This is a genomic window from Vibrio coralliirubri (assembly GCF_024347375.1).
Classification (GTDB): Bacteria; Pseudomonadota; Gammaproteobacteria; order Enterobacterales; family Vibrionaceae; genus Vibrio; species Vibrio coralliirubri.
On sequence record NZ_AP025470.1, the window covers coordinates 492,970 to 517,793 of the forward strand.

Sequence of the window (24,824 nt, forward strand, 5' to 3'; positions counted from 1 at the left end):
CAATCACATAGGCAAGCTATGCTCAGGAGTCTCGCTTGCTTGTCGCCTAGCCACAGTTTCAATTATTTAGAGAATTAGACAGTATCAACAAAGGTGAGTGGTTTTGGCTGCTCACCTTTTTTAGTTTTAGAAGACGTTATAAATTTAAAAATCAAAGACAGTGAATAGGAAGAAAGCGATGAATCACCCGATTGAACAACTTGAACAGATCATGACTAAGCTGCGCGATCCAGAAGGTGGCTGTCCTTGGGATTTGAAACAAAATTTTGAAACAATTGTGCCGCATACTATCGAAGAAACCTACGAGGTGGTGGATGCGATTCACAACAAAGATTGGCCGAACCTACAAGAAGAGTTGGGCGACCTGTTGTTTCAGGTGATTTTTTACAGCCAGCTCGCGAAAGAGCAGGGGCTGTTTGAGTTCTCTGATGTGGTCGATGGCATCAATGAGAAGCTAACGCGCCGCCATCCGCATGTGTTTTCTGATACCGAGTTTGAGAGCGATGAAGAAATTAATGCCAACTGGGAAGCTGAAAAAGCCAAAGAAAAAGCTCAGGCAGGCAAAACTCAAGAAAGTATTCTAGACTCAATACCAAACTCTCTACCTGCGCTTTCACGTGCTACAAAGATTCAAAAACAGGTAGCGAAATATGGCTTTGATTGGGACTCTATTGGCCCTGTGGCGAATAAGGTTTTAGAGGAAGTTGATGAGGTGCTGGAAGAAGCACTTCAAGTGACGCCAAACGAAGATTTGGTTGAAGAAGAGTTGGGAGACTTGCTGTTTGCGACGGTCAATTTGGTGCGACATTTGGGTAAAAATCCAGAGTCTGCTCTCAATAAAGCCAATCTGAAGTTTTCACGTCGCTTTAAAGGGGTGGAACAAAAAGTTCGTCAGCAAGATAAAATTTTGACCGATTTTTCACTACAACAGCTTGATTCCATGTGGGATGAAGTCAAGGTGGCGGAGAAAAGATAACCAAAGCTTTTATCATGAATTGATTTGAAGCAAAAAATAAAAAATAGCAGTGTGATAGATTTCACGTTGTGGCGATAAGGGGCTTCTGGTATATTTTCATCCCGTCCAGAAGTAGTCCATTTCCCTCATTCAACCAATTTCAGGTTAAACATGACGACAAATTACATTTTTGTTACTGGCGGGGTTGTATCCTCTCTAGGTAAAGGTATTGCTGCAGCATCTCTTGCGGCTATTTTAGAAGCTCGTGGTCTTAAAGTGACTATGATGAAGCTTGACCCTTACATCAACGTTGATCCAGGCACTATGAGCCCGACTCAGCACGGTGAAGTGTTCGTTACGGAAGATGGCGCTGAAACAGACCTTGACCTTGGTCACTATGAGCGATTCATTCGCACCAAGATGACTAAGCGTAACAACTTCACTGCAGGTCGTGTTTACTCAGACGTACTCGCTAAAGAGCGTCGCGGTGATTACCTAGGTGCAACTATTCAGGTTATCCCACACATCACTAACTCTATCAAAGAGCGTGTAATTTCTGGCGCATCTGGCCACGATATCGCGATCGTTGAAGTTGGTGGTACGGTTGGTGATATCGAATCTCTACCATTCATGGAAGCGATTCGTCAGCTAGCAGTAGAACTAGGCCGTGAACGCGCAATGTTCATGCACCTTACTCTAGTGCCATACCTAGCAGCTGCAGGCGAAGTGAAAACTAAGCCAACGCAACACTCTGTAAAAGAGCTACTGTCTATCGGTATTCAGCCAGACATCCTAGTTTGTCGTTCAGACCGCAACATTCCTTCGAACGAGCGTAAGAAAATTGCTCTGTTCTGTAATGTGCAAGAAAATGCAGTTATTTCTATGCGCGATGTTGACTCTATCTACAAGATCCCTCAGCTTATTAAAGCTCAAGGCACTGATGAACTTGTATGTAAGCGTTTCGGCATCACAGCTCCAGAAGCAGACCTGTCTGAATGGGAACAAGTAATTTACGAAGAAGCTAACCCAACGGGTGAAGTGACGATTGGTATGGTTGGTAAGTACATTGAACTACCAGACGCATACAAATCAGTAAATGAAGCGCTAAAACACGCGGGCTTGAAAAATCGCCTAAGCGTTAATATTAAATACGTAGATTCACAAGACGTTGAGTCTCGTGGCGTAGAAGTTTTAGAAGGCCTAGATGCAATCCTAGTTCCTGGTGGTTTTGGTGACCGTGGTGTTGAAGGTAAGATTCTTGCTGCTCAATACGCTCGTGAAAACAAAGTACCGTACTTAGGTATCTGTCTAGGTATGCAAGTCGCACTTATCGAGTACGCTCGTAACGTTGCGAAAATGGAAGGGGCACACTCTTCTGAATTCTGTACTGAAACTAAGTACCCAGTTGTTGGTCTTATCACTGAGTGGACTGATGGCGAAGGTAAAGTTGAAGAGCGTACAGAAACATCTGACCTTGGCGGCACAATGCGTCTTGGTTCACAGCTTTGTCACCTAGCGAAAGGGACGAAAGCTTACGAATTATACGGTAGCGCGACGATCCATGAACGTCACCGTCACCGTTACGAAGTGAACAACAATCTTCGTCCACAAATCGAAAAAGCGGGCCTAAAAGTATCGGGTCTATCTGCGGACAAGAAACTGGTTGAAGTTATTGAAAACCCGAACCACCCATGGTTCGTTGCTGCTCAATTCCACCCAGAGTTCACTTCAACACCTCGCGATGGTCACCCATTGTTTGCAGGTTTCGTTAAAGCGGCTGGCGAGTTCCAGCGCGGCGAGTTAGAGAAGTAAAAAGGAATACAGGTAGCTGCGTAAGTTGTGCTGCTACCTTTAAATTTGACATTTATATATTCAACGAGAAGGAAACATTCAATGTCTAAGATCGTTAAAGTTCTAGGTCGTGAAATCATCGATTCACGTGGTAACCCAACTGTAGAAGCTGAAGTACACCTAGAAGGCGGTTTCGTAGGTATGGCTGCTGCTCCATCTGGCGCATCTACTGGTTCTCGCGAAGCTCTTGAGCTACGTGACGGCGACAAATCACGTTTCCTAGGTAAAGGTGTTCTTAAAGCTATTGAAGCTGTAAACGGCCCAATCGCTGAAGCTCTAGTTGGTACTGACGCTAAAGCACAAGCTGACGTTGACCAAATCATGCTTGACCTAGACGGTACTGATAACAAGTCTAAGTTCGGCGCGAACGCTATCCTAGCTGTATCTCTAGCTAACGCAAAAGCTGCTGCTGCTGCGAAAGGCATGCCTCTATACGAGCACATCGCTGAGCTAAACGGTACTGCTGGTCAGTTCTCTATGCCTCTACCAATGATGAACATCATCAACGGTGGTGAGCACGCAGATAACAACGTTGACATCCAAGAGTTCATGATCCAACCAGTTGGCGCTAAAACTCTTAAAGAAGGTCTACGTATCGGCGCTGAAGTATTCCACAACCTAGCTAAAGTTCTTAAGTCTAAAGGCTACAGCACTGCAGTTGGTGATGAAGGTGGTTTCGCTCCTAACCTTAAGTCTAACGCTGAAGCTCTAGAAGTTATCGCAGAAGCTGTTGCAGCTGCTGGTTACGAACTAGGTAAAGACGTTACTCTTGCTATGGACTGTGCAGCATCTGAGTTCTTCGACAAAGAAGCTGGCATCTACAACATGAAGGGCGAAGGTAAAACTTTCACTTCTGAAGAGTTCAACCACTACCTAGCTGAGCTAGCGAACAACTTCCCAATCGTTTCTATCGAAGACGGTCTTGACGAGTCAGATTGGGATGGCTTCAAGCACCAAACTGAACTTCTAGGCGACAAGCTTCAAATCGTTGGTGACGACCTGTTCGTTACAAACACTAAGATTCTTGCTGAAGGTATCGAGAAAGGCGTAGCTAACTCTATCCTTATCAAGTTCAACCAAATCGGTTCTCTAACAGAGACTCTAGCTGCTATCAAGATGGCTAAAGACGCTGGCTACACTGCAGTAATCTCTCACCGTTCTGGCGAAACTGAAGATGCAACTATCGCTGATCTAGCGGTAGGTACAGCTGCAGGTCAAATCAAAACTGGTTCTATGAGCCGTTCTGACCGTGTTGCTAAGTACAACCAACTTATCCGTATCGAAGAAGCTCTAGGTTCTAAAGCTCCTTACAACGGTCTTAAAGAAGTTAAAGGTCAATAATTCCTAGCGAATTGTTAATCTAAGCTTTTTAAATGCCTCGCTTATGCGGGGCATTTTTTTGTCTAAAATTCGTCATTCCCTAGACTGACGAAGGAAGGAATAGGAAATCTCACATAGGTTTCGAATAACAATAATTCCCCGACTTATTGATTCCCTGACACCACATATCTCGCACCAATAAGCTCATTATGGTATATATGTGCCTTATTCTAGTTCCTTCTTTTTCAACCGGCGAAAGGTGTTATGCGAATTTTTGCTTTAGTACTGCTCATAGTGTTTGGCTGGCTACAACACACACTGTGGCTCGGTAAAAATGGTATCTCTGATTACTACGGTGTGAACAACGAAATCCAAGTTCAACAGCAAGTAAATGAAAAGCTGCATATTCGAAATGCAGAAATGTTTGCTGAAATTGACGATCTACGCCAAGGCTTAGACGCGATAGAAGAACGCGCACGTCATGAACTTGGAATGGTCAAAGAAGGCGAAACGTTTTATCGCATCATTGGCGAGGAATCCCATTAATGTCGACTCAACTTCAAAGCGTGATTGCCGTTGTACCTGCAGCGGGCGTCGGTAGCCGAATGAAGGCAGACCGCCCTAAGCAATATCTCAAGATTCACGGTAAAACAATTTTAGAGCACACCGTTGAGAAATTACTGTCTCACCCACAAGTCGCTCAAATTGTCGTTGCGATCAGCGATGATGACCCATACTACCCTGAGCTAGCACTTAACCAGAATCCACAAGTGATCAGAGTGTCAGGCGGAAGCGAGCGAGCAGATTCTGTACTCTCTGCGCTAAACTATATCGCTGAGCAGCAGCTTAGTGATTGGGTAATGGTTCACGATGCGGCAAGACCTTGTGTTCAGCTAAGTGACATCGACAAGCTAATTTCCGCTGCAATGAGCCATGATGTGGGCGCTATTTTAGCGGCTCCAGTTCGTGACACGATGAAGCGTGGTGCCCAAGGGCAGATTGAGCATACCGTTGAGCGTGCCGATTTATGGCATGCACTTACGCCGCAAATGTTCAGAGCAAAGCCTCTGTGGAAGGCATTAAGTGAGGCGTTGCAACAAGGAGCTTCAATTACTGATGAAGCCTCAGCCTTTGAATGGAAAGGTTTATCGCCCGCTTTAGTGGCAGGGCGTTCAGATAATTTTAAGATTACTCAGCCTGAAGATTTGGCGCTTGCTGAGTTCTATTTAAGTCAGAATAAGGAATAATGATGATTCGTATTGGCCATGGCTTTGATGTACATAAGTTTGGTGGTGAAGGCCCAGTAATTATTGGTGGTGTAAGCATCCCTTACGAGCAAGGTCTTATTGCACACTCAGACGGTGATGTTGCCCTTCATGCGTTGTGTGACGCTCTGTTGGGTGCGATTGCTGCGGGTGATATTGGTCGTCATTTCCCTGATACCGATGACGAATGGAAAGGCGCGGATAGCCGTGAACTACTGAAAGATGTTTACCGTCGAGTAAAAGAACAAGGTTACGTGATTGGTAATGCTGATATTACTATCATGGCGCAAGCTCCAAAGATGGCGCCTCATATAGACTCTATGTGCCAAGCTATTGCTCAAGACCTAGAAACCAGCATTAGCAATGTGAATGTAAAAGCGACGACCACTGAGCGTTTAGGTTTTACAGGTCGCAAAGAGGGCATCGCATGTGAAGCGGTGGTCCTAATTACTAAAAGTGCGTAAGCACCAACACGAAAAGAACAGCATGTCAGATATTTTATCTTCATTGGCTTATCTAAACGGTAAACCAACTGCGAAAGCAAAACTAAAAGCAAAAGCCGAACACTTTGTCGTTAATGAAGACTTGGGTTTTGAGTTTACTGGTGAAGGCGAGCACCTAATGGTTCGTATTCGTAAAACTGGTGAAAACACGAGCTTCGTAGCAAACGAGCTGGCTAAAGCTTGTGGTGTTAAGTCGAAAGACGTGAGCTGGGCAGGTTTAAAAGACCGTCACGCAGTAACTGAGCAGTGGTTGAGTGTACACCTGCCAAAAGGTGAGCCTGACTTTTCAGCTTTCTTAGCACAGTACCCAAGCATTGAGATCTTGGCGACAGCACGACACAACAAAAAGTTACGTCCGGGTGATTTAGTTGGCAACCAATTCGAGCTGACTTTGTCTGAAGTAACAGACTGTGATGATGTCGTAAAACGTTTGGAAAAAGTAGCTCAAGTCGGCGTGCCAAATTACTTCGGTGCTCAGCGTTTTGGTAATGAAGGTAACAACTTATCTGAAGCTCGTCGTTGGGGCCGTGATAACGTTCGTACTCGTAACCAGAATAAGCGCAGCTTGTACCTTTCTGCGGCTCGCTCGTGGATTTACAACCTGATCCTGTCAGACCGTATTGAGCAAGATGCATTTGCATCAGCATTAGTTGGCGATATTGTCATGAAAGACGGCGCTCAACTAACGGTAACTGCGGACAATATCGAAGCAGTAAACCAAGACATCGCGAATGGATCTGCATTGGTTACTGTTGCTTTGGCTGGCGATAATGCTTTGCCAACGACTGATGAGTCTCAAGCGTTAGAGCAAAAACATCTTGATTCTGAACCTGACCTAATGGCGCTGATTCGCGGTAACCGCATGCGTCATGACCGTCGTGAAGCATCGTTAAAACCAACCGATCTAACTTGGGAAGTGAACGAAGATAATATCACTCTTAAGTTCTCTCTAGATGCAGGTTGTTTCGCAACCGCTATCGTTCGTGAGTTGGTTGAAGAAGTACACGTAGAAAGAACCTACGAGCAATAACGATTCTGCTTGGAGCTGGGTCACTTGATATTGGAATTTAAGTGACTTGGTTTGGCATGGGAACAAAAGAAAGGATACAAGATGAAGATTTTACTCAGCAATGATGATGGTGTGCACGCTCAAGGTATTCATGAGCTGGCAAATGAGCTACGTGATCTTGCTGAAGTTATCATTGTTGCCCCTGACCGTAATCGCTCGGGTGCGTCAAATTCATTAACTTTAGAACAGCCTCTGCGTGTTCAAGAGATTGCTGAAAATACCTATTCGGTACAAGGAACACCGACCGATTGTGTGCATTTTGCGTTAAATGAACTGCTAAAGAATGACATGCCTGATCTGGTATTAACGGGCATTAATCACGGTGCTAACCTTGGTGATGACGTGCTTTATTCCGGCACTGTGGCTGCAGCAATGGAAGGGCACTTTCTAGGCGTTCAATCGATAGCGTTTTCTCTGGTGGGAAAAAAACATTTTAAGACAGCGGCAGCGATTGCTCGTCGTATTGTCGAACAACATTTAGCAAAACCAATCCCGACCAATCGCTTGTTGAACGTAAACGTTCCTGATTTAGCCTTAGAACAACTGTCCGGTACTCAGGTGACACGCCTAGGTGCTCGTCATCACGCTGAAGATATGATTAAGCAAAAAGACCCACGTGGTCATGATATCTATTGGCTCGGTCCTCCGGGCAAAGAGCAAGATGCCGGTGAAGGTACCGATTTTTACGCGATTGAGCATGGCTTTGTGTCGGTAACACCGTTACAAGTTGATCTGACGGCGCATGAGTCGCTGGGTGCGATGGCAACATGGTTAGGGGAGAAGTAAGTGAGTAATCCGCAAGCTGAGCGTTTAATTACTTTCCTGATTGAAAATGGTATTCAGGATCAAAAGGTTCTTGATGCGATCTACCAACTGCCGAGAGAGAGCTTTTTATCGCAGGCGATGTATCACCAAGCCTATGATAATAATGCGCTGCCTATCGGTCAGGGTCAGACAATCTCTCAGCCATACATTGTTGCTAAAATGACAGAGCTGCTTGAATTACAACAAGATAGCCGTGTCTTGGAGATCGGAACGGGTTCTGGTTACCAAACTGCGGTATTGGCTCAACTTGTTGATCATGTTTATTCGGTTGAAAGAATAAAGTCGCTACAGTGGGATGCCAAGCGTAGGTTGAAGCAACTCGATTTCTACAATATCTCAACTAAGCACGGTGATGGTTGGCAAGGTTGGTCTTCAAAAGCCCCTTTTGATGCGATTATTGTCACCGCCGCTGCAGAGTCGATTCCTCAAGCGCTTCTGCAACAGCTGAAAGATGGCGGCCGTTTACTGATTCCAGTCGGTGATGACGAACAGCAACTATTGAAGATCGTTCGACACGGCGATGAGTTTTTATCGAGTGTTATCGAGATGGTGAGATTTGTACCTCTTGTTCCTGGTGAGCTAGCTTAATAAAAGACTAATGGTGTAGGTGGATAGAGAGTCGATGCGTTCGAAGTTGTTAAAAGGAAGTACTTTACTGCTTAGCTGTGCCCTTGTTGGGTGTGCAGCGAATTCGCCTGCGCCCGTTTCAAGCCTAAACAAGAATTACTCATCGATAGATCGTGGTAGTTACCGTGGCAGTTACTATGAAGTTAAAAAAGGCGACACCCTTTACTTCATTGCCTATGTCACCAATAAAGACGTTAAAGATCTTATCGGTTATAACAAGTTGTCTGCTCCTTACACTATCCACCCAGGGCAGAAGCTTAAGTTGTGGCGTCCTAGCTATAATGCTCCAGCGTATGGTAAGTCAACGGTAGCGGCAGCAGCAGTTGCTGCGCCTGTCGCCGCATCCACAACGTCATCTGCGGCAAGTAAACCGAAAACTACACCACAAAAGAGCAAAAACTCTAAACCGGCTCCAGCTCAAACTACCACCAAAGTGGTGAAAAAAGATCCACCAAAGAAGGTTGAACAATCCAAATCAAAGGAGTATGTTGGTTCTAAAGGTAAACAGAATGTTACACCGTCCACCAAACCAACAAGTGATAAAGTATCCAAATGGTTATGGCCAACTAAAGGGAGAGTAATCAAGAATTTCTCTGTAGGCGAACAAGGAAATAAAGGCATAGACATAGCAGGACAGCGAGGTCAGCCAATAGTATCTACTGCAGGGGGAACGGTTGTTTATTCGGGTAATGCACTACGAGGCTACGGCAATCTAGTGATTGTGAAGCACAATGATAATTACTTAAGTGCATACGCGCATAACGACCGACTATTAGTATCTGAAGGGCAAAGTGTGAAACCAGGGCAGAAGATTGCAACAATGGGAAGCTCTGGAGCCAGCAGTGTTAGGCTGCACTTTGAGATTCGTTACCAAGGTAAATCCGTTAATCCAAAACGATATTTACCTTAAATACAATATGCAAAAATTACGTATTGTATGGAGTGACATAGTCATTTAGCGACATATGAAGTTGTAATGTCATGCTAATTTCGCCAGGGGGAGGCGTTATGAGTATAAGCAATGCAGTAACCAAAGAAGAGTTCGATCTTGACCAAGCAACCACGGAACCGGAAGCTCTTGGAAAAGCAAAACGAACAGTCACTAAGAAAACCGAAGCAAAAGAAGAAGTTGAAGTTACGTCTAAAAGTTTAGATGCCACTCAACTCTACTTAGGCGAAATCGGTTTCTCACCACTACTAACCGCTGAAGAAGAAGTGCTATACGCACGTCGAGCTCTACGCGGTGATGAAGCAGCACGTAAACGCATGATCGAAAGTAACCTGCGTTTGGTGGTAAAAATTTCACGTCGTTAGAGCTATCACAAAAGCTTGACCATGAACCAACGGCAGAAGAAATTGCTTCTAAGCTAGATAAACCTGTTGGTGATGTGAGTAAGATGCTTCGTCTAAACGAACGAGTGAGCTCTGTTGATACGCCAATTGGTGGTGACGGTGAGAAAGCGCTGTTGGATATTATTCCAGACATCAACAATTCAGATCCTGAGGTTTCAACTCAAGATAGCGATATCAAGAACTCGTTGATTTTCTGGCTTGATGAGCTGAATCCTAAGCAGAAAGAGGTGCTTGCACGTCGATTTGGACTACTGGGTTATGAACCGTCAACATTAGAAGAAGTAGGCCGCGAAATCAGCCTGACTCGTGAACGTGTTCGTCAAATCCAAGTTGAAGGTCTTCGCCGCCTACGTGAGATTCTTATCAAGCAAGGTCTCAATATGGAAAATCTGTTCAACGTAGAAAACGACTAATTGAACGGATGATGCTTCTCTAAATAGAAGACAAATAAAAACGCTGACTTTAAGTCAGCGTTTTTTTGTTTGTGGCTTTGGTATTTCATGCCGTCTAATCAAAATCACAAACGGCAATAACAAGCTACTTGGTAAGAAACTAAAGCAGCTTCTTCAAGCGGTAAAGTTCTTCTAATGCTTGGCGAGGAGTTAGATCATCAGGATCAACATTCGCTAGCGCTTGCTCTACTTCACTCGGCTCTGGGATCAGGCTCAGCTGGTTTGCGATATCGACACCGCTTGGCTTCGATGTTGGCGACTCGATACTTAACGCTTCTAGTTGAGTCAGCTTCGCACGAGCATTCTTGATCACCGCTTTCGGTACGCCAGCTAAACCTGCAACTGCTAGACCGTAAGATTTACTAGCTGCACCTTCTTGAACTGCGTGCATAAAGGCAATGCTGTCACCATGCTCAACCGCATCTAAGTGTACGTTTGCTAAAGTTGGAAGTTGGTTAGGCAGTTCAGTTAGCTCAAAGTAGTGCGTTGCAAACAGTGTCATCGCATTGATTTGATTAGCTAGCCACTCTGCACTTGCCCAAGCCAAAGACAGACCATCGTAAGTACTGGTACCACGACCGATTTCATCCATTAGCACAAGGCTGTTTGGTGTTGCATTGTGCAGGATATTCGCCGTTTCTGTCATCTCAACCATGAAGGTTGAACGACCAGAAGCCAAATCATCGGATGCGCCAATACGGGTAAAGATACGGTCGATAGAGCCGATGGTTGCGCTTTCTGCAGGAACATAACAACCGATATGAGCCATCAATGCGATGAGTGCCGTTTGGCGCATGTAGGTCGATTTACCACCCATGTTTGGACCTGTGATGATCAGCATCTTACGTTGATCATTCAGGTCGATAGGGTTAGCAATGAAAGGTTCGTCCATCACTTGTTCAACAACAGGGTGACGACCGGCCTGAATTTGTACGCCAGCAGACTCAGTCATGGTTGGACGACAGTAATCAAGGGTATCTGCACGCTCAGCCAAGTTCTGTAGAACATCAAGCTGAGATACCGAAGAGGCGATGTTTTGTAGGCGCTCTAGATACGGTAGTAGCAAGTCAAACAACTCTTCCCAAAGCTGTTTCTCGATAGCGAGCGCTTTCGACTTAGAGTTAAGTACTTTGTCTTCGTGCTCTTTTAGCTCAGGAATGATGTAACGCTCTGCATTTTTCAGGGTTTGACGACGAACATAGTGTGGCGGCACAAGGTGGCTTTGCCCACGGCTTACCTGAATGAAGAAACCATGTACGTTGTTGTAGCCAACTTTAAGCGTGTCGATGCCATGGCGCTCACGCTCTTCTTGTTCAAGCTTATCAAGAAATTCGGTTGCGCCTGCTGCAAGGTCGCGCCATTCGTCTAACTCGGCATTGTAGCCTTCTGCAATCACACCACCGTCACGGATAACCACCGGTGGGTTCTCTTTGATTGCACGCTCAAGTAGCACAGAAACCTCATCCACAGGAGAAGCATATTGAGCAAGTTGAGTCAGGTATGGGTGCTTCAGCTGCGTCAGTGTTTCAGCAAGCTCTGGCAAATATTCCATTGCTTGGCGAAGACGTGCCATATCACGTGGACGAGCAGAGCGAAGTGCTAACCGAGCGAGAATACGTTCTATATCACCAATCTGCTTTAAGGTTGGCTGTAGCTCTGTGAATAGAGCCAAATCTTTCATCTCACCAATCGCATCTAAGCGCTGATCGAGTGCCGAGATATTGCGCATCGGTTGATGTAACCAGCGCTTAAGCATACGGCTACCCATTGCTGTCGCAGTGTGATCAAGTACTTCGGCAAGGGTGTTATCAGTACCACCACCAAGATTTTGCGTGATCTCTAGATTGCGTCGAGTCGCAGCATCAAGGATCACCGAGTGATCTTGTTTATCCATCGTCAGTGAACGGATATGTGGAAGGGCAGTACGTTGGGTATCTTTCACGTATTGGATCAAACAACCAGCCGCACATAGACCCAGTTTCGCGCTTTCTACGCCAAAGCCAACCAGATCGCGAGTACCAAACTGCTTATTCAATTGCTGCTTAGCGGTGTCTAATTCAAATTCCCATACCGGGCGGCGGCGGTTTCCATTACGGCTTGCCATTAGATTGACTGGCTCGAAATCTTCAGGGAACAGTAGCTCACGAGGCGAGGTTCTCTGCAGTTCTGCGGCCATTGCTTCTTCGGTTTCTGGCTCGCAGAGTTGGAATCGACCGGAGGTAATATCCAGTGTCGCGTAACCAAACTTACCGTTGTGATGGTAGATGGCAGCAATCAGGTTATCAACGCGCTCAGAAAGCAATGCCTCATCGGTCACGGTACCGGGTGTAACGATACGTACGACAGCGCGCTCAACAGGGCCTTTTGAAGTTGCTGGATTACCAATCTGTTCACAAATTGCTACGGATTCACCAAGTTGCACTAACTTTGCAAGGTACCCTTCAACGGCATGATAAGGAACACCCGCCATAGGAATAGGTTCACCGTTTGATGAACCGCGTTTAGTCAGTGAAATATCGAGGAGTTGAGAAGCTTTTTTAGCATCATCGTAGAAAAGCTCGTAGAAATCGCCCATGCGGTAGAACAGCAGAATTTCTGGGTTTTCTGCTTTCAGTTTTAGGTACTGCTGCATCATGGGAGTATGTTTTTGATCGGCTTTCACAGTTAACTTCTTTCGTTTATTTCTATTGCGGCTTAGGATACGTGAAAGCGTTTCGTGCGAAAAGCGGCTGATGCGAAAAGATGCGAATCCAAATGATATGACAGTAAATAAAGGGAAGCTGATGATGCAGATGACTCAAGACCTTAGTGAACAGCTTGGACATTTACTCGCTAAACACAAACACGTGTTAGTGACGGCTGAATCTTGCACTGGCGGAGGTGTCGCGAGTGCAGTCACCGATATTGCGGGCAGCTCTGGGTGGTTTGATCGCGCTTTTGTTACGTACAGCAATGAAGCCAAACAAGAGATGATAGGTGTACAACTTAAAACCTTAATTGAGTTCGGTGCCGTGAGTGAGCCTGTCGTAATAGAAATGGCGAGCGGGGCATTGCAATATTCAAACGGGACTATCTCTGTATCGATCAGTGGCATTGCCGGGCCAGGTGGCGCGACCGAAGATAAGCCTGTTGGTACGGTATGCTTCGCGTGGAAAGCGTTAAATGGCTGGGATAAAGTAGAAACGCATGTATTTACAGGCGACAGATCACAAGTACGCCAACAAGCCACGCACCATGCCCTGCAAGTTATTTATGATTACCTATCAATGGAAGGTAAGTAACATTTGTACAAATTATTTTCATACAGGTATGGACACTGTATGAATCAACAGTATAATGAAAGCCAATTAGTCACCCCTATGTGGGTTAGAAATAGATTCTAGATCGCTTGTTGAGACAACCGATTATGTGGAGATAGAAATGGACGAGAATAAACAAAAAGCGTTAGCCGCAGCCCTTGGTCAGATTGAAAAGCAATTTGGTAAAGGTTCTATCATGCGTCTTGGTGATAACCGCACAATGGACGTAGAAACTATTTCTACAGGTTCTCTATCTCTAGATATCGCACTAGGTGCTGGTGGCCTACCGATGGGACGTATCGTAGAAGTTTACGGTCCAGAATCATCAGGTAAAACAACGCTAACGCTTGAGCTTATTGCTGCAGCACAAAAAGTGGGCAAGACGTGTGCATTCGTTGATGCGGAGCACGCACTAGACCCTATCTACGCTCAAAAGCTTGGTGTTGATATCGATGCACTTCTTGTTTCTCAACCAGATACGGGTGAGCAAGCGCTTGAAATCTGTGATGCGCTGGCTCGTTCAGGTGCAATCGACGTTCTTGTTATTGACTCAGTAGCAGCACTAACACCAAAAGCAGAAATCGAAGGCGAAATGGGCGACAGCCACATGGGTCTTCAGGCTCGTATGCTTTCTCAAGCGATGCGTAAGCTGACGGGTAACCTTAAGCAGTCTAACTGTATGGCTATCTTCATTAACCAAATTCGTATGAAAATTGGTGTGATGTTCGGTAACCCAGAAACAACAACAGGTGGTAACGCACTTAAGTTCTACGCATCTGTTCGCCTTGATATTCGCCGTACTGGTGCGATTAAAGATGGTGATGAAGTTGTTGGTAACGAAACTCGTATCAAGGTTGTTAAGAACAAGATTGCTGCACCATTCAAACAAGCTGAGACTCAAATCCTTTACGGTAAAGGCTTCAACCGCGAAGGTGAGCTTATCGACTTAGGTGTTAAGAATAAGCTAGTAGAAAAAGCGGGCGCTTGGTACAGCTACAAAGGCGATAAGATCGGCCAAGGTAAAGCTAACGCTGGTAAATACCTACGTGAAAACCCAGAAGTTGCTCTAGAGATCGATACTAAACTTCGTGAGTTACTACTGACTCCTGCTGTTCTTGAAGAGAAGGACGTAGAGAAAGAAGAAGAAAACGAAGAGCTATAAGCTAACGTTTTATAGAGTGGATGTTTGAAAGAAGCATCCGCTTTGAAAGAATTTAAAGCCTCGCATATTTTATGCGGGGCTTTTTTATTGGAGCAGCTCCGTCGAGCATGTCTTTGGTCAACTCTCTTTCGTTGACTGAGATTCTTCGGTACTAGGTCGTCAATTTAGTTCTGCTTTTCCACGGCTAGATATAGTGGAATATTCTTCATTTTATCGAATTCCAACTAAAATCCTGCCCAAGGGTGTCTTTTCTACAAGAAAACTAGTCGAAGCCTTAACCATGATCTACAATACCGCAAAATTCTAACTCGACTATTTTCAGGAAGAGCTGCATGTACATGAGCACTGATGAGGTTCGCAACGCGTTCCTTAAGTTCTTTGAGAGCAAAGAACACCAAATCGTAGACAGTTCATCGTTAGTTCCACATAACGATCCAACCCTGCTATTCACTAACGCAGGTATGAACCAATTCAAAGATTGCTTCTTAGGCGCCGAAAAGCGTGCCTACACTCGAGCAACTACGGCTCAGCGTTGTGTACGTGCGGGTGGTAAACACAATGACCTTGAAAACGTAGGTTTCACGGCTCGTCACCACACGTTCTTCGAAATGCTAGGCAACTTCAGCTTTGGCGACTACTTCAAAGAAGAAGCGATTGGTTTTGCTTGGGAATTCCTGACAGAAACTCTTCAACTGCCAAAAGAACGTCTACTGGTAACGGTATACGAGACAGATGATGAAGCATTCGATATCTGGAACAAGAAAGTAGGTGTTCCTGCTGACCGTATCGTTCGCATTGGCGACAAAGAAGGCGGTAAACAGTTCGAGTCTGATAACTTCTGGACGATGGGTGACACAGGTCCTTGTGGTCCATGTACTGAAATCTTCTACGATCACGGTGAGCACATCTGGGGCGGCCGTCCTGGTACTCCTGAAGAAGATGGTGACCGTTTCATCGAGATCTGGAACAACGTATTCATGCAGTTCAACCGTCACGCTGACGGTACAATGGAACCGCTACCTAAGCCTGCTGTAGATACAGGTATGGGTATTGAGCGTATTTCTGCAATCATGCAGGGCGTTCACTCTAACTACGAAATTGATGTATTCCAAAAGCTAATCAAAGCGACAGCGGAAGTTGTGGGTCATGACGATCTATCTAACCAATCGCTACGCGTTATTGCTGACCACATCCGTTCTTGTTCATTCCTAATCGCTGACGGCGTTATGCCTTCAAACGAAGGTCGTGGCTACGTTTTACGTCGTATTATTCGTCGTGCAGTTCGTCACGGTAACAAGCTTGGCGCACAAGGCGTGTTCTTCCACAAACTTGTGGGTGTACTGGCTGAAGTGATGGGCTCTGCGGCAGATGAACTTAAGAAACAGCAAGAGCTTGTTGAAAAAGTACTTCGCATTGAAGAAGAGAACTTTGGTCGTACTCTAGAGCGCGGCATGGTTATTCTTAATGACGCACTAGATGCACTTGAAGGCAAAGAGCTTGACGGCGAAACAGTTTTCAAACTTTACGATACATACGGCTTCCCAGCTGACCTTACTAACGATGTAGCTCGTGAACGCGATTTTACTATCGATGAAGAAGGCTTTGAGAAGGCGATGGAAGCACAGCGTAAGCGTGCACGTGAAGCTGGCCAATTCGGCACTGATTACAACGCGACAATCAAAGTAGACACCAACACTGAGTTCTGTGGTTACACAGCAACTGAAGGTGCTGGTGAAATCTCTGCGCTATTCGTTGACGGCGAAGAAGTATCTTCACTATCGGCTGGCGACAAAGCAATCATCATCCTTGAAGAGACACCATTCTACGCTGAGTCAGGCGGTCAATGTGGTGATGCTGGTACACTAAAAACAGCGTCGGGTCTTTTCAAAGTTCAAGATACTCAGAAGCTAGGTAACGCATTTGCGCACCACGGTGAGCTAGTTGAAGGTGTATTTGCTAAGGGCGATAAAGTAGAAGCAACGGTTGACGCTGAGCGTCGTGCTGCTATCTCACTAAACCACTCTGCAACGCACTTACTTCACTCTGCACTGCGCGAAGTGCTAGGTGAGCACGTCGCTCAAAAAGGTTCTTTAGTTAAGCCAGACAACCTACGTTTTGACTTCTCTAACCTTGAAGCGGTAACACCGGCACAGATTAAAGAAGTAGAGCGTTTGGTTAACGCACAAGTTCGTAAGAACCACGTGATTGAAACCAACATCATGGACATCGAGTCAGCGAAAGAAAAAGGTGCAATGGCACTGTTTGGCGAGAAGTACGATGATGAAGTTCGCGTTCTATCTATGGGCGATTTCTCTACTGAACTTTGTGGTGGTATCCACGCAAGCAACACGGGTGATATCGGCCTATTCAAGATCACTTCTGAAGGTGGTATTGCTGCGGGTATTCGTCGTATTGAAGCGGTAACGGGTGAAGCTGCTCTAGATGCAGTAGAAGCTCAGGCTAACGCTTACGAAGAGAAACTTGCTGAATCAGCTAAGAAAGCGAAATCGCTAGAGAAAGAAATTCAACTGCTTAAAGAAAAGATGGCTGCTGCAGAAAGCGCAAACATCATGGGCAAAGTAGAAGACATCTCTGGTACTAAAGTTCTGGTTGCTGCAATTGAAGGCGCAGACAACAAGAACTTACGTACTATGGTTGATAACGCTAAAAACCAAGTAGGTAGCGGTATCATCCTGATCGCAAACGTAGCAGACGGTAAAGTTGGCTTGATTGCTGGTGTAACCAAAGACCTAATCGGCAAAGTAAAAGCGGGTGATCTCGTTAAGATGGTTGCTGAGCAAGTTGGCGGTAAAGGCGGCGGTCGTCCAGATATGGCTCAAGCGGGCGGTACAGACGTTGAAGCACTGCCAGAAGCGCTTAAATCTGTGCGTACTTGGCTAGAAGAACGTCTTTAAGCTTAAGTAATTGATACAAAGATGCCCAATCAGTTGATTGGGCATCTTTTATTTTGCTTATTGGAAGTGTGTTTAAACAAGGTTTGATTGAGATTAACCAAGAAGTCTAATGGTGGAGTTAGACTCCTTGGTTAATTTTTTATTGCTTCGCCCTGACGCGGAGTATGTGTTTTTTTGTCATATATAGACATTGGTCTTGGGAAGGTGAGGACGGGTGAAAATGCCTCTTATCGTGCAGAAATTTGGTGGAACGTCGGTGGGTTCAATTGAACGAATCCATCATGTAGCAGAAAAAATCATTGAAGCGAAAAATGAAGGGAACCAGATTGTGGTTGTCGTTTCTGCTATGTCTGGTGAAACAAATCGATTAGTTAACTTAGCCACGCAAGTTGATAGCGTACCAAACGCTAGAGAACTGGATGTGTTGTTAACGGCTGGCGAGCAAGTTTCCATGGCCTTGTTAGCAATGACGTTACACAAGTTAGGTTATGAAGCGACATCGATGACTGGCTACCAAGCCAAGATACACACGGATTCTAATCATAATAATGCAGCGATTGAGCGTATTGATACTGCTCCGATTCAAGCTCTGCTAGATGACAACCAGATTGTTATTGTTGCAGGCTTTCAAGGGTTCAATGCGAAAGGTGATATCACAACATTAGGCCGCGGTGGTTCAGATACTACAGCGGTAGCGCTTGCGGGTGCCTTGCAGGCGAAAGAATGCCAGATCTATACTGATGTAGATGGTGTTTACTCTTGTGACCCTAGAGTCGTAAAGCAATCTCAGAAATTAGATACTTTAGACTTTCCTTCTATGGAAGAGATGGCTCGCCGAGGCGCTAAGGTTTTGCACCTTCCTTGTGTTCAATATGCATGGCAGCACAACGTGCCATTGCGAGTGCTTTCAAGCTTTGAACAAGGCGAGGGCACATTGATCGCGGGTAATCATTGTTTGAATGACATTGCTGGCATCGCCATCCAAAGAGATATGGTACGTATCGAGTGTTTGAATGAAGATTTACCGTCTTTCATTTCACATTGCCAACTGTTGGGTATCGAAGTCTGTAGTGTGATCGAGGAAACAGAACGGGCAGCACTCATTATTAAACAAGACATAAGTGCCAAATTAAAACTAGTTTTTGCTGAGAAAATCCGTAATAGTGAACAGGTTAGTTTGTTAACTGTGGTAGGAAGCCGAACACAAGAAATTGTGGTCAGTTCACATGGATTGTTGTCTGAAGGCGAAATTGATGTACAGCATCACTTATTGCAGCAGCAGTCTTTAACTTTGGTGATATCACCAACGCAAGTCGATATGGCTGCTAACATATTACACAATGCATACATCGTAGCGCGTGAAACACAGGGTTATCCTAAAAAAGAAGTGCATTTTGGTTAAATAAACTCAATCGATAGTTTACGAAAATATAACTTTTGTTGGATAATGCTCTCGTAGCTAGATAAATTTAGAGATTACTCAAGGAGCAAAGAATGCTAATTTTGACTCGCCGCGTTGGCGAAACACTGATGATTGGTGATGAAGTAACAGTTACTGTACTAGGCGTTAAAGGTAACCAAGTACGTATCGGTGTTAACGCACCTAAAGAAGTATCTGTTCACCGTGAAGAGATCTACATGCGCATTCAAGCTGAAAAAGGTAATGGTAACGTTGCATCTGGCAACTACTAATACTTTTGCGTAGAGAAGAGGCTAGCATTGTTGCTAGCCTTTTTTGATCTTGGGGAACCGAAACACTCATTGGGACATAGATGGGTTGGATAACGGATCGGTCTCAAAGTGGTGAAGTGAATGCTTTGTGATACTGCGAGATACAGACAAGGTTGAACAGAACGGTTGCTCTGTATTTTGTTTGGCAAAACTCAAGATTTATTCGCTTCCCCTATGGCGAAAATACGAATCCCGTAGTATTGTGCCATCAGCGGTAGCACTTGCTGCTGGAGAAATTAGATAATTGTTTTCGGCTGTTTATTATTGCCAATCTTTCACCTTAATTTTTAAGGGAAAAAGCGCGATTTGAATCTTATAAGTTCAATTTGCAAGCGCTTTGATTAAATAGCAAACGGTTGAGTGTTTTTGTCCAATTTTTTTCAATAAAGTGTTTGACATATTTTCGGTAAAACGTAATATGTGCCTCCGCAAGACGGTGAGGTGGCCGAGAGGCCGAAGGCGCTCCCCTGCTAAGGGAGTATGTGGTTTGTAGCTGCATCGAGGGTTCGAATCCCTCCCTCACCGCCATTTCTTGCGAGTCTAAAATTAGCAATTTAGACAATGTAAATGTGCGTCCTTAGCTCAGCTGGATAGAGTACCTGGCTACGAACCAGGCGGTCGGAGGTTCGAATCCTCCAGGACGCGCCATTCTCTCTTCTCTTACTTGTAAGTGATGTGAGAATAATGAATTAGGTGAGGTGGCCGAGTGGCCGAAGGCGCTCCCCTGCTAAGGGAGTATGTGGTTTGTAGCTGCATCGAGGGTTCGAATCCCTCCCTCACCGCCATTCATTACAGGCCGATGGCCTTTTTTTTTCTTCGTAGCAAGAAGAATGTGATATATTTCACAACTTCATTCTTAATGAATGAACACCGTGCGTCCTTAGCTCAGCTGGATAGAGTACCTGGCTACGAACCAGGCGGTCGGAGGTTCGAATCCTCCAGGACGCGCCACTATTTAAGGGTTTATTTCTTTTAAGAATGAAAGTCCTTGTATTGACTAAGTTGATACTAAAACCGTGCGCTCTTAGCTCAGCTGGATAGAGTACCTGGCTACGAACCAGGCGGTCGGAGGTTCGAATCCTCCAGAGCGCGCCACTATTTAGGGTTTAGTTCTGATAAGAATGTGAATCCTGATATTGATAAATCGTTCGTCGAGAATTAATATCAAAAACTGTGCGTCCTTAGCTCAGCTGGATAGAGTACCTGGCTACGAACCAGGCGGTCGGAGGTTCGAATCCTCCAGGACGCGCCACTATTTAGGGCTTCTTTCTTATAAGAACAGAAATCCTTGTATTGAGTTGTTGTTTACAACAAATTGATACTAAAACCGTGCGCTCTTAGCTCAGCTGGATAGAGTACCTGGCTACGAACCAGGCGGTCGGAGGTTCGAATCCTCCAGAGCGCGCCACTATTTAGGGTTTCTTTTATGAACCCCTGATATTGGGAATACCGATATCGAAAACTGCGCGTCCTTAGCTCAGCTGGATAGAGTACCTGGCTACGAACCAGGCGGTCGGAGGTTCGAATCCTCCAGGACGCGCCACTCTTTAGGGTTTCCTTGTGAACTCCTGATATTGGGAATACTGATATCGAAAACCGTGCGTCCTTAGCTCAGCTGGATAGAGTACCTGGCTACGAACCAGGCGGTCGGAGGTTCGAATCCTCCAGGACGCGCCACTATTTAGGGTTTCTTTCTTATAAGAATGAAATCCTTATATTGATCTGTTGTTAGTAACAATGAATTGATATTAAAACCGTGCGCTCTTAGCTCAGCTGGATAGAGTACCTGGCTACGAACCAGGCGGTCGGAGGTTCGAATCCTCCAGAGCGCGCCACATTATTAGAAAAAGCCTCGTTTATACGAGGCTTTTTTTATGTCTGCTGTAAATTTGTTGCGACAATGTTAAATTTGTTCGTTGTTTAACTTGTTGTATTTAAAGTAGTTCTTGATTACTTCTTTGTTATTCCACCTTTCTCATATCAATTCCCAGAAAAGCCCCGTTTAAGTCACAGTTTAAATATCTAAAAATGACGTATTTGACAGATTTATGTGATCTGATAGGCGAATAATTAACCTTATGTGTGCGTTATCCGTAACAGAACCTTAAACAAAATTGACAAACTTTTACCAATCGAGATAATCCATGGGTCGGGATCACTATTCGCTGAAATCCTGTACGTATGTCAGGATGACGAAGAAAGGAAGCAACATGACTAATATTGGAAGCCTGCTAGGAGATGCGGCGACTCTAATGATAACGGGGATGTCCGTTGTCTTTATTTTCCTAACTATTCTGGTTTACCTCGTTCGGTTGATGTCAAAACTGGTACCAGAAGAAGTACCAGAGCCGATCGCAGCACCTAAAAAAATTCAAAAATCACAATCAAACCCTTCAGCTGTTAGTCCACAGGTAGTGGCAGCAATTTCGGCCGCGGTTCATCAATACCGTGCGTCTACTGCTAAGTAGCATTTAAAGGATTAAAAAGGAGTTTATGAGCATGTCTAAACCACTAGCTATCACAGATGTGGTACTTCGTGACGCGCACCAGTCACTATTTGCTACTCGTATGCGTATCGAAGATATGCTGCCAATTGCGGCAGAACTGGATAAAGTCGGTTACTGGTCACTTGAGACTTGGGGCGGCGCGACGTTTGATTCGTGTATCCGTTTTCTTGGCGAGGATCCATGGGAGCGTTTGCGTGAGCTGAAAAAAGCGATGCCAAACACACCAATGCAGATGCTACTGCGTGGTCAAAACCTATTGGGCTACCGTCACTACGCGGATGATGTAGTAGAAAAATTTGTTGAACGTGCCCATAAAAACGGCATGGACGTATTCCGTATCTTTGATGCGATGAATGACGTACGTAACTTTGAAAAAGCAGTGAAAGCAACGATCGACGTTGGTGGCCACGCTCAAGGTACGTTGTCTTACACAACCAGTCCGGTTCACAACTCAGATACTTGGGTTGATTTGGCTAAGCGCCTAGAGGACCTAGGTTGTCACTCACTATGTATTAAAGATATGTCAGGTTTATTAAAGCCGTATGAAGCAGAAGAGCTGATTACACGTATCAAAGCATCGTGTGACGTTCCTCTAGCACTGCATAGCCACGCGACAACCGGTCTATCGACTGCAACAGCGGTTAAAGCCGTTGAAGCGGGTATCGACATTTTAGATACCGCTATCTCTTCAATGAGCTGTACTTACGGTCATACGCCAACCGAAACGGTTGTTGCGATGTTAGAAGGTACAGAACGCGACACGAATCTTAAACTAGACCAAATCGAACCAATCGCGGCTTACTTTCGTGATGTACGTAAAAAGTACGCGAAATGGGAAGGTCAGCTAAAAGGCGTCGATTCTCGCATCCTGATCGCTCAAGTTCCCGGCGGCATGTTAACTAACATGGAAGGCCAGCTTAAAGAGCAAGGCGCAGCCGATCGCATGGATGAAGTGCTAGAAGAGATCCCACGCGTACGTAAAGAGCTTGGTTACATTCCTTTAGTAACACCAACGTCTCAGATTGTCGGTACTCAAGCAGTTATTAACGTTTTAACCGGTGAGCGCTATAAGAGCATCACGAAAGAGACTGCTGGTCTACTCAAAGGTGAATACGGTCAAGCACCTGCTGAAGTGGATGCTGAACTGCAAGCGAAAGTACTGGATGGCGCAGAGCCGATTACTTGTCGTCCTGCTGATTTACTTAAGTCTGAAATGGATACGTTAACGACGGATCTGTTAGAGAAAGCGAAATCAGAGGGTATCTCTCTAGCTGAAGATACGGTTGATGATGTACTGACTTACGCGCTCTTCCCACAAGTCGGTCTTAAGTTCCTTAAGAACCGTCGTAACCCTGAAGCATTTGAACCTGCACCAACGCTAGAAGTTGCGGCTCCAGTTGCTGCCGCTCCTGTGCAAACTTCTGGTGGTATTGAAAGCTACAGCGTGAAGGTTGATGGCCAGGTTTACGATGTTGAAGTTGGTCCACAAGGTGAACTGACATCGGTGGCGCCATCTGCAAGGCCAGCTCAAGCGGCTCAGGCTGCACCAGTAGCAGCGTCTGACGCTGAAGCGGTTCCAGCTCCATTGGCAGGTAACATCTTTAAAGTAAACGTTCAGGCGGGTGCTGAGGTTGCTGAAGGCGACGTTCTGCTAATCCTAGAAGCGATGAAGATGGAAACGGAAGTTCGTGCTGCTCGTGGTGGTATCGTTCAAGAATTGAATGTTAAAGAAGGCGATGCAGTTACTGTAGGCGCTCCACTACTAAGCTTAGCGTAAGGGAGTACCATGGAAGGATTGATGACCTTATGGTCTGAAACAGGGATTGCGAACTTTGAGTTCGGCCAGATCTGCATGATGCTGGTTGGCTGCTTACTGTTGTTTTTGGCAATTCGTAAAGGATTTGAACCGTTACTTCTACTGCCTATTGGTTTTGGTGCTGTATTAGCAAACATTCCAAATGCTGGGTTTACTTATCCCGGCGGTTTGCTTTACTACGTTTACTACATTGGTATTGAAACGGGTATTTTCCCACTGCTGATCTTTATGGGCGTGGGTGCGATGACGGACTTCGGTGCGTTGATTGCGAACCCTAAAACGTTGTGGCTGGGGGCTGCGGCTCAGTTTGGTATCTTCGCGACACTATTTGGCGCGATCTTGCTGAACTATGTTCCAGGAATGGAGTTCTCGATGGCTGATGCTTCGTCAATTGCGATCATTGGTGGTGCCGATGGCCCAACTGCGATCTTCTTGGCGAGCAAGCTATCTCCGGATCTTTTAGGTGCCATTGCAGTAGCGGCTTATAGCTACATGGCTTTGGTTCCTATTATTCAGCCACCAATCATGAAAGCGTTAACGTCTCCTGAAGAGCGCAAAATTAAGATGGCTCAACTTCGTCACGTTAGCAAAGCAGAGAAGATTCTTTTCCCGCTTGCTGTACTACTGATGACGATTTTGTTCCTACCTTCAGCAACACCTTTAGTTGGTATGTTCTGTTTGGGTAACTTAATGCGTGAAGCGGGCGTGGTTGATCGCCTTTCAAAAACAGCTCAAAACGAACTGATTAACGTTGTAACTATTTTCCTAGGTCTAGGTGTTGGTTCTAAGCTTCAAGCGGATACGTTCTTGAACTTAGAAACGCTAGGTATTCTAGGTTTGGGTGCGGTCGCGTTCAGTATCGGTACGGCAGGTGGTGTATTGATGGCTAAGGTGTTGAACCGCTTCTCGAAAGAGGACATCAACCCACTGATTGGCGCAGCTGGCGTATCGGCGGTTCCAATGGCGGCACGTGTTGTGAACAAGGTTGGTCTTGAGGCAAACCCTCAGAACTTCTTGTTGATGCATGCAATGGGCCCGAACGTAGCCGGTGTACTTGGTAGTGCGGTTGCGGCGGGTATTCTATTAGCTCTCGTGGGCTAGTGGTTTTGCTGGGTCATGTATCGTTACGTTAATTGGTCGTCAATTTACGAATGAGCGGTTAACTTCGCCTTAT

General features: G+C 45.4%; 19 protein-coding genes, 10 tRNA genes and 1 pseudogene. 29 read left to right on the plus strand and 1 reads right to left on the minus strand.

What is annotated here, in order from left to right; translation table 11 throughout:
• Window positions 1-178: 178 nt before the first annotated feature.
• The 11 genes and pseudogenes from mazG to OCV20_RS02560 all read left to right on the plus strand — a co-directional run bounded on the left by mazG (window position 179) and on the right by OCV20_RS02560 (window position 10,181).
• Window positions 179-976 carry a nucleoside triphosphate pyrophosphohydrolase gene (mazG, locus tag OCV20_RS02510; protein WP_086774287.1) on the plus strand — a complete coding sequence of 266 codons (798 nt, stop codon included), beginning with the start codon at window positions 179-181 and terminating at the stop codon, window positions 974-976.
• Window positions 977-1,126: 150 nt separating this feature from the next.
• Entirely contained in the window at window positions 1,127-2,767 is a 1,641-nt protein-coding gene (locus OCV20_RS02515; RefSeq protein ID WP_048605791.1) for a CTP synthase, read from the plus strand.
• A gap of 81 nt (window positions 2,768-2,848) precedes the next feature.
• Entirely contained in the window at window positions 2,849-4,147 is a 1,299-nt protein-coding gene (eno, locus tag OCV20_RS02520; protein ID WP_017059033.1) for a phosphopyruvate hydratase, read from the plus strand.
• Window positions 4,148-4,390: 243 nt separating this feature from the next.
• Complete coding sequence (gene ftsB, locus OCV20_RS02525) at window positions 4,391-4,672, plus strand: cell division protein FtsB (protein ID WP_010435786.1); 282 nt, start codon at window positions 4,391-4,393, stop codon at window positions 4,670-4,672.
• On the plus strand, window positions 4,672-5,373 hold the full coding sequence (gene ispD / locus OCV20_RS02530) for a 2-C-methyl-D-erythritol 4-phosphate cytidylyltransferase (RefSeq protein ID WP_048605788.1): 702 nt from the start codon (window positions 4,672-4,674) through the stop codon (window positions 5,371-5,373). The genes ftsB and ispD overlap by 1 nt, the downstream gene beginning before the upstream one ends.
• A 2-nt stretch (window positions 5,374-5,375) precedes the next feature.
• Window positions 5,376-5,855, plus strand: a complete 480-nt coding sequence (ispF, locus tag OCV20_RS02535) for a 2-C-methyl-D-erythritol 2,4-cyclodiphosphate synthase (RefSeq protein WP_004739053.1) — start codon at window positions 5,376-5,378, stop codon at window positions 5,853-5,855.
• Window positions 5,856-5,877: 22 nt separating this feature from the next.
• Entirely contained in the window at window positions 5,878-6,924 is a 1,047-nt protein-coding gene (truD, locus tag OCV20_RS02540; RefSeq protein WP_086774286.1) for a tRNA pseudouridine(13) synthase TruD, read from the plus strand.
• A gap of 81 nt (window positions 6,925-7,005) precedes the next feature.
• The gene (gene surE / locus OCV20_RS02545; protein ID WP_086774285.1) at window positions 7,006-7,749 is read left to right on the plus strand and encodes a 5'/3'-nucleotidase SurE; all 744 of its coding nucleotides are present in this window, start codon (window positions 7,006-7,008) and stop codon (window positions 7,747-7,749) included.
• The gene (locus OCV20_RS02550) at window positions 7,750-8,376 is read left to right on the plus strand and encodes a protein-L-isoaspartate(D-aspartate) O-methyltransferase (protein ID WP_017059029.1); all 627 of its coding nucleotides are present in this window, start codon (window positions 7,750-7,752) and stop codon (window positions 8,374-8,376) included.
• Between the two features lie 34 nt (window positions 8,377-8,410).
• Window positions 8,411-9,325: a murein hydrolase activator NlpD gene (gene nlpD / locus OCV20_RS02555; RefSeq protein ID WP_050620526.1), complete on the plus strand. Its 915-nt coding sequence runs from the start codon at window positions 8,411-8,413 to the stop codon at window positions 9,323-9,325.
• 98 nt (window positions 9,326-9,423) lie between these two features.
• A pseudogene (locus OCV20_RS02560) lies at window positions 9,424-10,181 on the plus strand (sigma-70 domain-containing protein).
• 139 nt (window positions 10,182-10,320) lie between these two features.
• On the opposite strand, the gene mutS reads toward OCV20_RS02560, so the two are convergent.
• Window positions 10,321-12,882, minus strand: coding sequence for a DNA mismatch repair protein MutS (gene mutS / locus OCV20_RS02565; protein ID WP_086774284.1), 2,562 nt, complete (start codon window positions 12,880-12,882; stop codon window positions 10,321-10,323).
• Between the two features lie 124 nt (window positions 12,883-13,006).
• Here mutS and pncC point away from each other — a divergent pair, with 124 nt between their 5' ends.
• The 18 genes from pncC to OCV20_RS02655 all read left to right on the plus strand — a co-directional run bounded on the left by pncC (window position 13,007) and on the right by OCV20_RS02655 (window position 24,751).
• On the plus strand, window positions 13,007-13,501 hold the full coding sequence (pncC, locus tag OCV20_RS02570) for a nicotinamide-nucleotide amidase (protein ID WP_086774300.1): 495 nt from the start codon (window positions 13,007-13,009) through the stop codon (window positions 13,499-13,501).
• A 139-nt stretch (window positions 13,502-13,640) separates the two neighbouring features.
• Window positions 13,641-14,681, plus strand: a complete 1,041-nt coding sequence (gene recA, locus OCV20_RS02575; protein WP_017056586.1) for a recombinase RecA — start codon at window positions 13,641-13,643, stop codon at window positions 14,679-14,681.
• 332 nt (window positions 14,682-15,013) lie between these two features.
• The gene (gene alaS, locus OCV20_RS02580) at window positions 15,014-17,596 is read left to right on the plus strand and encodes an alanine--tRNA ligase (protein ID WP_086774283.1); all 2,583 of its coding nucleotides are present in this window, start codon (window positions 15,014-15,016) and stop codon (window positions 17,594-17,596) included.
• A 220-nt stretch (window positions 17,597-17,816) separates the two neighbouring features.
• Window positions 17,817-18,998, plus strand: a complete 1,182-nt coding sequence (locus tag OCV20_RS02585) for an aspartate kinase (RefSeq protein ID WP_086774282.1) — start codon at window positions 17,817-17,819, stop codon at window positions 18,996-18,998.
• Window positions 18,999-19,090: 92 nt separating this feature from the next.
• Entirely contained in the window at window positions 19,091-19,288 is a 198-nt protein-coding gene (gene csrA, locus OCV20_RS02590) for a carbon storage regulator CsrA (RefSeq protein WP_004415691.1), read from the plus strand.
• 474 nt (window positions 19,289-19,762) lie between these two features.
• Window positions 19,763-19,855, plus strand: a tRNA-Ser gene (locus OCV20_RS02595).
• A 43-nt stretch (window positions 19,856-19,898) separates the two neighbouring features.
• Window positions 19,899-19,975: transfer RNA gene (locus OCV20_RS02600), tRNA-Arg, on the plus strand.
• A 44-nt stretch (window positions 19,976-20,019) separates the two neighbouring features.
• A tRNA-Ser gene (locus OCV20_RS02605) sits at window positions 20,020-20,112 on the plus strand.
• 89 nt (window positions 20,113-20,201) lie between these two features.
• Window positions 20,202-20,278: transfer RNA gene (locus tag OCV20_RS02610), tRNA-Arg, on the plus strand.
• A 67-nt stretch (window positions 20,279-20,345) separates the two neighbouring features.
• Window positions 20,346-20,422, plus strand: a tRNA-Arg gene (locus OCV20_RS02615).
• A gap of 80 nt (window positions 20,423-20,502) precedes the next feature.
• Window positions 20,503-20,579 (plus strand) — tRNA-Arg (locus OCV20_RS02620).
• A gap of 79 nt (window positions 20,580-20,658) precedes the next feature.
• A tRNA-Arg gene (locus tag OCV20_RS02625) sits at window positions 20,659-20,735 on the plus strand.
• A gap of 58 nt (window positions 20,736-20,793) precedes the next feature.
• A tRNA-Arg gene (locus OCV20_RS02630) sits at window positions 20,794-20,870 on the plus strand.
• A 57-nt stretch (window positions 20,871-20,927) separates the two neighbouring features.
• Window positions 20,928-21,004 (plus strand) — tRNA-Arg (locus tag OCV20_RS02635).
• Window positions 21,005-21,085: 81 nt separating this feature from the next.
• Window positions 21,086-21,162: transfer RNA gene (locus tag OCV20_RS02640), tRNA-Arg, on the plus strand.
• A gap of 375 nt (window positions 21,163-21,537) precedes the next feature.
• Window positions 21,538-21,795 carry an oxaloacetate decarboxylase subunit gamma gene (locus OCV20_RS02645; RefSeq protein ID WP_004741884.1) on the plus strand — a complete coding sequence of 86 codons (258 nt, stop codon included), beginning with the start codon at window positions 21,538-21,540 and terminating at the stop codon, window positions 21,793-21,795.
• 31 nt (window positions 21,796-21,826) lie between these two features.
• Window positions 21,827-23,611 carry a sodium-extruding oxaloacetate decarboxylase subunit alpha gene (gene oadA, locus OCV20_RS02650; RefSeq protein WP_050645369.1) on the plus strand — a complete coding sequence of 595 codons (1,785 nt, stop codon included), beginning with the start codon at window positions 21,827-21,829 and terminating at the stop codon, window positions 23,609-23,611.
• A 9-nt stretch (window positions 23,612-23,620) separates the two neighbouring features.
• On the plus strand, window positions 23,621-24,751 hold the full coding sequence (locus tag OCV20_RS02655) for a sodium ion-translocating decarboxylase subunit beta (RefSeq protein WP_086774281.1): 1,131 nt from the start codon (window positions 23,621-23,623) through the stop codon (window positions 24,749-24,751).
• Window positions 24,752-24,824 lie beyond the last annotated feature (73 nt).